At 30.9% G+C, this 6,724-nt stretch carries 12 protein-coding genes; 6 read left to right on the top strand and 6 right to left on the bottom strand.

Going from position 1 to position 6,724, the window contains the following annotated elements; translation table 11 throughout:
* Positions 1 to 186 precede the first annotated feature (186 nt).
* The 5 genes from ACLR9T_RS13035 to ACLR9T_RS13015 form a co-directional block, all read right to left on the bottom strand.
* Entirely contained in the window at positions 187 to 1,005 is an 819-nt protein-coding gene (locus ACLR9T_RS13035; RefSeq protein WP_413109941.1) for a DNA adenine methylase, read from the bottom strand.
* 39 nt (positions 1,006 to 1,044) lie between these two features.
* Positions 1,045 to 2,445, bottom strand: coding sequence for a hypothetical protein (locus tag ACLR9T_RS13030; RefSeq protein WP_413109940.1), 1,401 nt, complete (start codon positions 2,443 to 2,445; stop codon positions 1,045 to 1,047).
* A gap of 161 nt (positions 2,446 to 2,606) precedes the next feature.
* Positions 2,607 to 3,695 carry a hypothetical protein gene (locus ACLR9T_RS13025; protein WP_413109939.1) on the bottom strand — a complete coding sequence of 363 codons (1,089 nt, stop codon included), beginning with the start codon at positions 3,693 to 3,695 and terminating at the stop codon, positions 2,607 to 2,609.
* 16 nt (positions 3,696 to 3,711) lie between these two features.
* Positions 3,712 to 4,128, bottom strand: coding sequence for an ImmA/IrrE family metallo-endopeptidase (locus tag ACLR9T_RS13020; protein ID WP_413109938.1), 417 nt, complete (start codon positions 4,126 to 4,128; stop codon positions 3,712 to 3,714).
* 2 nt (positions 4,129 to 4,130) lie between these two features.
* Positions 4,131 to 4,568, bottom strand: a complete 438-nt coding sequence (locus ACLR9T_RS13015) for a helix-turn-helix transcriptional regulator (protein WP_413109937.1) — start codon at positions 4,566 to 4,568, stop codon at positions 4,131 to 4,133.
* 142 nt (positions 4,569 to 4,710) lie between these two features.
* On the opposite strand from ACLR9T_RS13015, the gene ACLR9T_RS13010 reads away from it, so the two are divergent.
* Positions 4,711 to 4,908 carry a helix-turn-helix transcriptional regulator gene (locus ACLR9T_RS13010; protein WP_413109936.1) on the top strand — a complete coding sequence of 66 codons (198 nt, stop codon included), beginning with the start codon at positions 4,711 to 4,713 and terminating at the stop codon, positions 4,906 to 4,908.
* Positions 4,909 to 5,083: 175 nt separating this feature from the next.
* On the opposite strand, the gene ACLR9T_RS13005 is transcribed toward ACLR9T_RS13010, so the two are convergent.
* On the bottom strand, positions 5,084 to 5,302 hold the full coding sequence (locus ACLR9T_RS13005) for a hypothetical protein (RefSeq protein WP_413109935.1): 219 nt from the start codon (positions 5,300 to 5,302) through the stop codon (positions 5,084 to 5,086).
* Positions 5,303 to 5,430: 128 nt separating this feature from the next.
* On the opposite strand from ACLR9T_RS13005, the gene ACLR9T_RS13000 reads away from it, so the two are divergent.
* From ACLR9T_RS13000 to ACLR9T_RS12980, 5 genes are all read left to right on the top strand, one after another.
* The gene (locus ACLR9T_RS13000) at positions 5,431 to 5,694 is read left to right on the top strand and encodes a hypothetical protein (RefSeq protein WP_413109934.1); all 264 of its coding nucleotides are present in this window, start codon (positions 5,431 to 5,433) and stop codon (positions 5,692 to 5,694) included.
* Between the two features lie 47 nt (positions 5,695 to 5,741).
* Positions 5,742 to 5,924, top strand: a complete 183-nt coding sequence (locus ACLR9T_RS12995) for a hypothetical protein (protein WP_413109933.1) — start codon at positions 5,742 to 5,744, stop codon at positions 5,922 to 5,924.
* A 98-nt stretch (positions 5,925 to 6,022) separates the two neighbouring features.
* Complete coding sequence (locus ACLR9T_RS12990; protein ID WP_413109932.1) at positions 6,023 to 6,340, top strand: hypothetical protein; 318 nt, start codon at positions 6,023 to 6,025, stop codon at positions 6,338 to 6,340.
* Positions 6,330 to 6,572: a hypothetical protein gene (locus ACLR9T_RS12985; protein WP_413109931.1), complete on the top strand. Its 243-nt coding sequence runs from the start codon at positions 6,330 to 6,332 to the stop codon at positions 6,570 to 6,572. The genes ACLR9T_RS12990 and ACLR9T_RS12985 overlap by 11 nt, the downstream gene beginning before the upstream one ends.
* Positions 6,475 to 6,724: AAA family ATPase (locus ACLR9T_RS12980; RefSeq protein WP_413109930.1), on the top strand; the 250-nt coding region annotated here is incomplete at its 3' end. The genes ACLR9T_RS12985 and ACLR9T_RS12980, both read left to right, overlap by 98 nt.

Raw genomic sequence — 6,724 nt, 5'->3', positions numbered from 1 at the left:
TTGGCCTGCGCTTAAAAGTCTGCTTTCTAGCCATAATGAAAACACGTCCTTTCTAATTGTTGTTTGCCTTGAACGTGTTAAGGTGTTATAATAAGCACGTAAAAGGACTTTGAGAGAGTCTTTTATATTTAAGTGGTATTGGCGTATCACTTTGACCATCCTATTGGCGTAGGGTGGTTTTTTATTTTAAATATTTATATCTAAATCTTGTCTATAAAACATTATTTCTGAACCAATGTATTTTTTTTCTACTGTATATGATAATTCATATTCTATACCGTCATTAAATGAGTATATTGTTTTTATTTCATCAACATTGTCATAAGTAACAACCCAGGGATAATTTAATTCTTTAACGATTTTAGCAATTTCTACATGGTCTTGCTCAGTAAAGAAATTTTTATATAATTGACCACCTTTTAAAAAGTAAGGAGGATCAATAAAGAAAAAAGAGTTATCAGGAAACGGAAGCTGCAGAAAGTCCCTCGCATCTAAATCAAATACTTGAATCCTTTCTCTATTATCATATATGCGTTGTACACGATCAGCTAAAGATTTTCTATTAAATCTACAATCTATTAAATAATTACCAGTTTGATTTAAACCTCCGATAGGGCCAGCAGTAATAATACCAGAACGGTTTGTTCTGTTTAAGTAGAAGGTTGCAAAACCAAGTTCTAATACATTATCTCTATTATTATTATATATTTCTCTTTGATGTTCTCGTTCTTCAATAGTAACTGGAGTGGTCATAATCAATTCTATAAATTCAGGACCATAATTTAAGATTGCTGACCATACAGAATATATTGCAGGGTCAATATCGTTAAGGATAATGTTATCTACATGACCATTAAATAATAAATTGAGGGCCAAATTTGCTCCTCCCGCAAACGCTTCAATATATGTACAACCTAGAAGGTTATTATTGGTTAATATTTCTAATGTCTGAGTATACATTTTTCCTTTACCGCCTGGGTATCTTAATGGTGAATAGTATGCCATTTTATTACCTCCTTAGGTTAAATATAACAAATTTCGAGTTTATTGGCCAGAATTATCTTTATAAATATGTTTTACTACTGGATGAATTGAGTCATAAAAATCAATTAAAATCGTTTTTGATACAACGGCAGTTTGGAAGTTGTGAGTAGCTTCATTTAGTAGGTTGATTATTTCAGCCTTTTCAAGTAGAACTTTAAGAGCGCCTTTTTCTTCACGACTAATTAAGTTATTTTCAAACATTTTATTCATTACTGCCATAATTATGCCTAAAAGGTTATTATGATTAAATTTAATATTTTCATTTGAAGCATACCATTCAAATGAATATTGCAAAAAAGATCTAAGAATAATAGGGACAGAAATTATATAAACATTTAAATTTAAAATTGATAATTCATGAGCAATTTGATTAACTTGTCTATTTAATGTCATAGATAATTCATTTTTTTGTTCTTGTGAAATTACTGTGTTTCTTTTCTCAACATCACGTTTTAAAGGGCTACGGTTATCTGTTTTTTTATCTAAGTCCTCATTTGAATCTATACTGTCATCATCTTTATTAAAATTAAATGCGGTTTGTTCTGGTGGGATTACACCAGAGTCTGCTTCTGTTTGATTTTTTAAATTATCTATGTTAAAAGTGAAATCAAGCTGACCGTTAGAATATTTTTTGATTAAATCGTCCAATATGTCTTTGTATATATTAGCTTGAGTACGTGTATTTACTTTTATAGGTTTATCTTCTAAAAAATATGCTCTATCTTTTACGATTTTACATAACTCATTAATAATTGCATTATCGTTATTAAGGTTGATTTTTCCATTTTCCAAAATATTCAATTGGCTTTTTCTCATTATCCTATTAAAGATATCTGTTCGTTTATTTGTCATTTGAATAATCTGATCATCTGAAAACCCGTAGTATTCAAGAGTCTTAATCCATGGATGCTTAATTTCCGATCCTATAAACTGACTGGCTCTATACTGAGATAATGCATTCCAGTCCTTTCTAGTTTTATTATCATTAATATGTAATTCATCTAGCGCATCCATTAAATTTTCCTTATCTTCATCGATAGAGTCATAATAAATATCAGCATTTAGTTCTTTTATGCCTAAAGACCCTCTAGCTATACACAGATGTCTCAGATTATCATATTCCTTGTCAGAAGGTATTAATTTTGGGTTATTGAATATTTTTAAAACTGATACCCTTCTATTAGCGTCCATTAATATTTTATCATTGTTTCTCTCTAGTATTAATACTGTAAATGTGCGACAATCTTTAGCCATAGTTCTGGCTAAATTTAAGTAGCTTTCATAATCTTCAGAGATTAAATAGTGTATAGCTTCTAATTCATTATTCAATGGTGAATGTCTAAAATTTTCTTTATTTACTTCAATTTCTTCTAATAAAATCTTTATCCCTTTTGTGCTCATAATTTGATTCTCCCTTCATTTTTATATAAACACTATGAAGTGTGTATATCGTAAAGCAAAAGCCCCTAACCGTTATCGATAAGGAGCTTCACTAGTCGCATCAGGTGCAACCATTTCTGTTCCCATATATTATGTATTGCTTTCATAATATTATCAACTGGTTATTTAACTTTGTAATCAGCATTCCATTTATCCTTAGCGTCAAGAAAACTGTGATTTTTAATAACAATTTTATATTTTTCAAGAATTTCATCGCCATTTAATGTTAATTTATTATTTTTTATGTAACCTTGTTTTTCTAAATAATAATATTCTTTTTTAAAACAAATCCCGTATTGATATTCAAAATAGGCAGGAACTTTTTTTCTATTTATATTTTTAATCCAATGCATCATATAAACATGACCAGGAAGTAGACCGTTTTTGTACCTTGTCATTACCTGAGGAGGGATTAAAGCTTGTAACGGAAATAATTCCACTTGATCTAGCCATGTAGAATATAATTCTCTATCCTTTGAGATAAATGGTTTTTCAGGATAAGCTGAATAATATTTATTCCATATCATTTTACAATATTTTTTGCTTGCTTCTACTTTTTGAGCTTCATCTATTAAGGAAGGATCAATTTGTTGGCGTCTGCTAGGATTAGAAGATGTTTTCTTTTTTACAACAGTTTCTCTATTTGTTAAACCGACTATGTTTTTATCTATTTTTTTTATTAAATTGTCGCGTCTAGCTTTCATAGTCTCCTTAGACGCATCATTTTTAATTGCATCGTTACAAATATCTATTGCTTTAGTGAAGTTTTTTTGTTTTTCGTAAAGCATTGTTAACCGCTCATATGCGGGGACACTCTTTGAGGTATAATCGTTATATTTTTTTTCAATAGCTATCATTTGCAAATATAAGTTTATATTTTCTATACACAGTTGCTCGTATTTTTTAGCAAATTCATTTGTATAATCTTTACTTTTGTATAATTGTGACCATCCTGACTTAATCTCTTTATGTAGTTGGTTGTAATATTTATTTGCTATAGGTTGTAATTCTTCTTGACATTTCCAGAATAATTCAGTTTCACTTTTAGGAAAAACCAAATTATTTTGTTTTTTTAATCTTTCCCATTCTTCAGAGGTGCCACCATATTCTAAAAACGAAAGCCAATTATCATATTCGCATTTATTTAAATCAATATTAAATGATGGTTCCTGCGGTATATTTTTATTTTTAAATATATTAAATAATCCCATATTCTAATTCTCCCCTTTATATTGATTCCATCACCGAATGCCATACTTTTAATGGAATTCCCTTTTCCATGGCAATAAAGTCTATATTTTCTTGTTCTTTTATATTAATATCACTCATTAGAAGCTTGCAGGCAAAACTGTTAGCTTCTTTTTCTATTTTAGTTTTGTATACCCTTGTGAGGTAATTAAAGCTTATATCACATTGATAATGTAACAAATAGTGCCCAAGCTCGTGAGCCTTTAAAAACTGTTCGTAATTCTCATCTAAATCTGGCTGAATAAAGATAGTTGCTTTCCCATAAAAGTCTATTACTAATCTTGATTCAACCGTTTTCCCTCTCAGTTCTTTGTGTATTATGTCTATGTCAAAATAATCTAATGTCTCGTTCAATCCGTTTTGATTATAATATTCAATTACTTCATGAACTTCCATCATTATTTTTTCCTGTGTTTCTTTGCCATGATTTGTAGCATTTCGGATAGATCCTCAGCCATTTCAATTATTTCTTCTTCAGACATAGTATCGAGATCGTAACCGCAGTTATTAGCAACAACAGGAACTCTTAAAATGAATTCCATCGCATCAGTTACAGTTTCAAAGTGATCAGGGATATAGTATGGATTTTCCTCATCAATAGTTCCTAGTTCTCTATAACTATTTCTAACCAAAGTTTTTCCATATAAATAATTCATATCTACATTAAAATAATCAGCAATTATTTCTTTTTTGTCCTCATTTGGTGAACGTTCATCATTTTCCCACATTCCTATTGTACTAGATGATACACCAATTATTTTTGCTAAATCACTTTGGGTTAGGGAACGTTCCTCTCTAAGCTGTTTTATTACAGCACCCATTGTTCTTGTTTTCATGTTTGTAAACCTCCACAACAATATAATACCACAAGTCGTGGATAAATAAAAGTGATTTATTCCACAAAAAGTGTTGACAATAAAACCTGGACGAGTTATTATATATGTATCCACAAAAAGTGGAGAGAAAGGAGGGTGACAAGTGCCATCATCAAAAGAAATTGGAAATAAATTGGTAAAGTTGCGTGGCGATAAAACACAAGCAGAAGTGGCAAAATCGTTAGGAATTAATCAAACCGCTTTATCAAATTATGAATTAGGGATTAGAACACCTAGAGATAGCATTAAAGCAAAGATTGCAAAATACTATAAAGTGTCGGTTGAATCTATATTTTTTTAATAAAAAAACCACAAAAAGTGGAGTTGACTTATTTGCTAAAAACATATTAGGAAAGGTACAGAAAGATTTGAAGAAGCTGATTTTGAAGTGATAGAACTTTCAAATATCGGTAAATTATTAGATTTAATTAAAGAAAAAGGATTAAGCAAAGAAAACTTAACCCTGATTCTAATGACTATTTGTTTGCATGACGAGTAATGAATGGTGCTAATTTAGAAACATCAATAGTAGATTTACCTATTAAATTCATTGTCGTTTCTGTTATTAATTCACGTGATGACAAAGAATTAAAATCGGTTCCTAATAATCTGTTGAACTCATTTAAATCGGACATAATTTCATTCCAATGAAAATCTAAATAGCCTTCCATTATTACATGTTCAGAAGTACTCATATTAATAAAATTCCTTTCTTTAGATTTCAACGTGGCAGTGTTGATAAGGATATTATAACAAATTTATTAATTGTGTAGCGAAAAAACACTTGTTTAATGGGGTGCTAAATCAAAGGGAGGTGAGAAAGATGGAAAGAGTCGAAACTATTACACCTGAGGAATGTGCCAAGCGTCTCAACAAAGATCCGGCGTTTGTTAGAAATGCAGTAGAACAGGGAGTGTTTCCTGGGAGCTGTACAAAGAATGCAAACGGACATAGATCTATCGTGATTCCTCGGGCAGCATTTGAGGATTACATGACTAAATGGAATCCTAATCCAACAACGGAGCTTGTCCAGGCGCTAGTTGAGATTATAAGTAAACAAAAAAGCCGACGCGGCAACGTCGACTAAGTAAAACACCCATCTTCATTATAGAAGATATTTAGGAGGAAGTCAAAATGAAAAATAGAGTACTGCTGCGCATTGAAGAAAATTATGAAGTAAAGCTTCAGCTTTTGAAAGAGCTGTTTAACGGCAGTGAGTTTGAAGCTAAACTAATAACAGAAGAAATAGAATCCATGAGCGGTAAGATAACCTTCCAACAATGGATCCAAATAGGAAAAAAGGAAGATGATAGATAAATTAACTGCTCGTGGTGCATTAACCATCGTGGCAGTAATATACATCCTTGCAGAAATAGCTGCAGGACTAATCAGAAAATTATAAAGGAGAAAAGGAAATGGAAGATAAAATCAAGGAATTAGTTGAAGGGATTATTAAAGACGCAAAAAAATTAGGAGCCGATGTAAAAGTAGTAGAAATTAAAGGTCAAAAAAATAACGAACAGTACATTCGTTTAAATTTTGAAGATGACGGGGTTGATGCAGAAATTAAAAATTGTGATGTGGCATCGATATTTTTAGCCATTAATTATCTTGTAGAAAATATAAATAAACACACAAATCTTAGTGTTGGTAAAATCTGCGAACTTGTAAAGAGTGCTCACGTTCTTTTTAAAGAATTCACGGTAAATGAGGAGGAAAAAGATGTCAACTAACATTGAATTCAACCACAATATGTTCAGCAAACATTTGAATGATGCATACTTTGAAATAATTGAACAATATCGCGAGGATCCAAATATCCGCTGTCGTGTAGAAACAAATGTAGATGACGAGACCGTAAGAGTTTATGTCATTAAAAACAGTAGGATTATTAAAATCATCACCTTTAAGGAAGGCGAAACTTATTACAAAAGCACAGAGGGAGGATACAGGAATGGCAATTAAACTAAATCAAATGAAATTAACAAATTTCCAGGGAATAAGAAACCTGGAATTAAATTTTGACGGACTGAACAAATCGATCAGAGGAGATAACGGTACCGGTAAAACAACTATCATTAATGCTTATTATTATCTTCTAACTGATAAACCGTCAG

Source organism: Thomasclavelia sp., from assembly GCF_047249845.1.
Classification (GTDB): Bacteria; Bacillota_I; Bacilli_A; order Erysipelotrichales; family Coprobacillaceae; genus Thomasclavelia.
The sequence above is the reverse complement of the archived record's forward strand: the minus strand, read 5'-3'. Positions and strand labels throughout refer to the sequence as shown.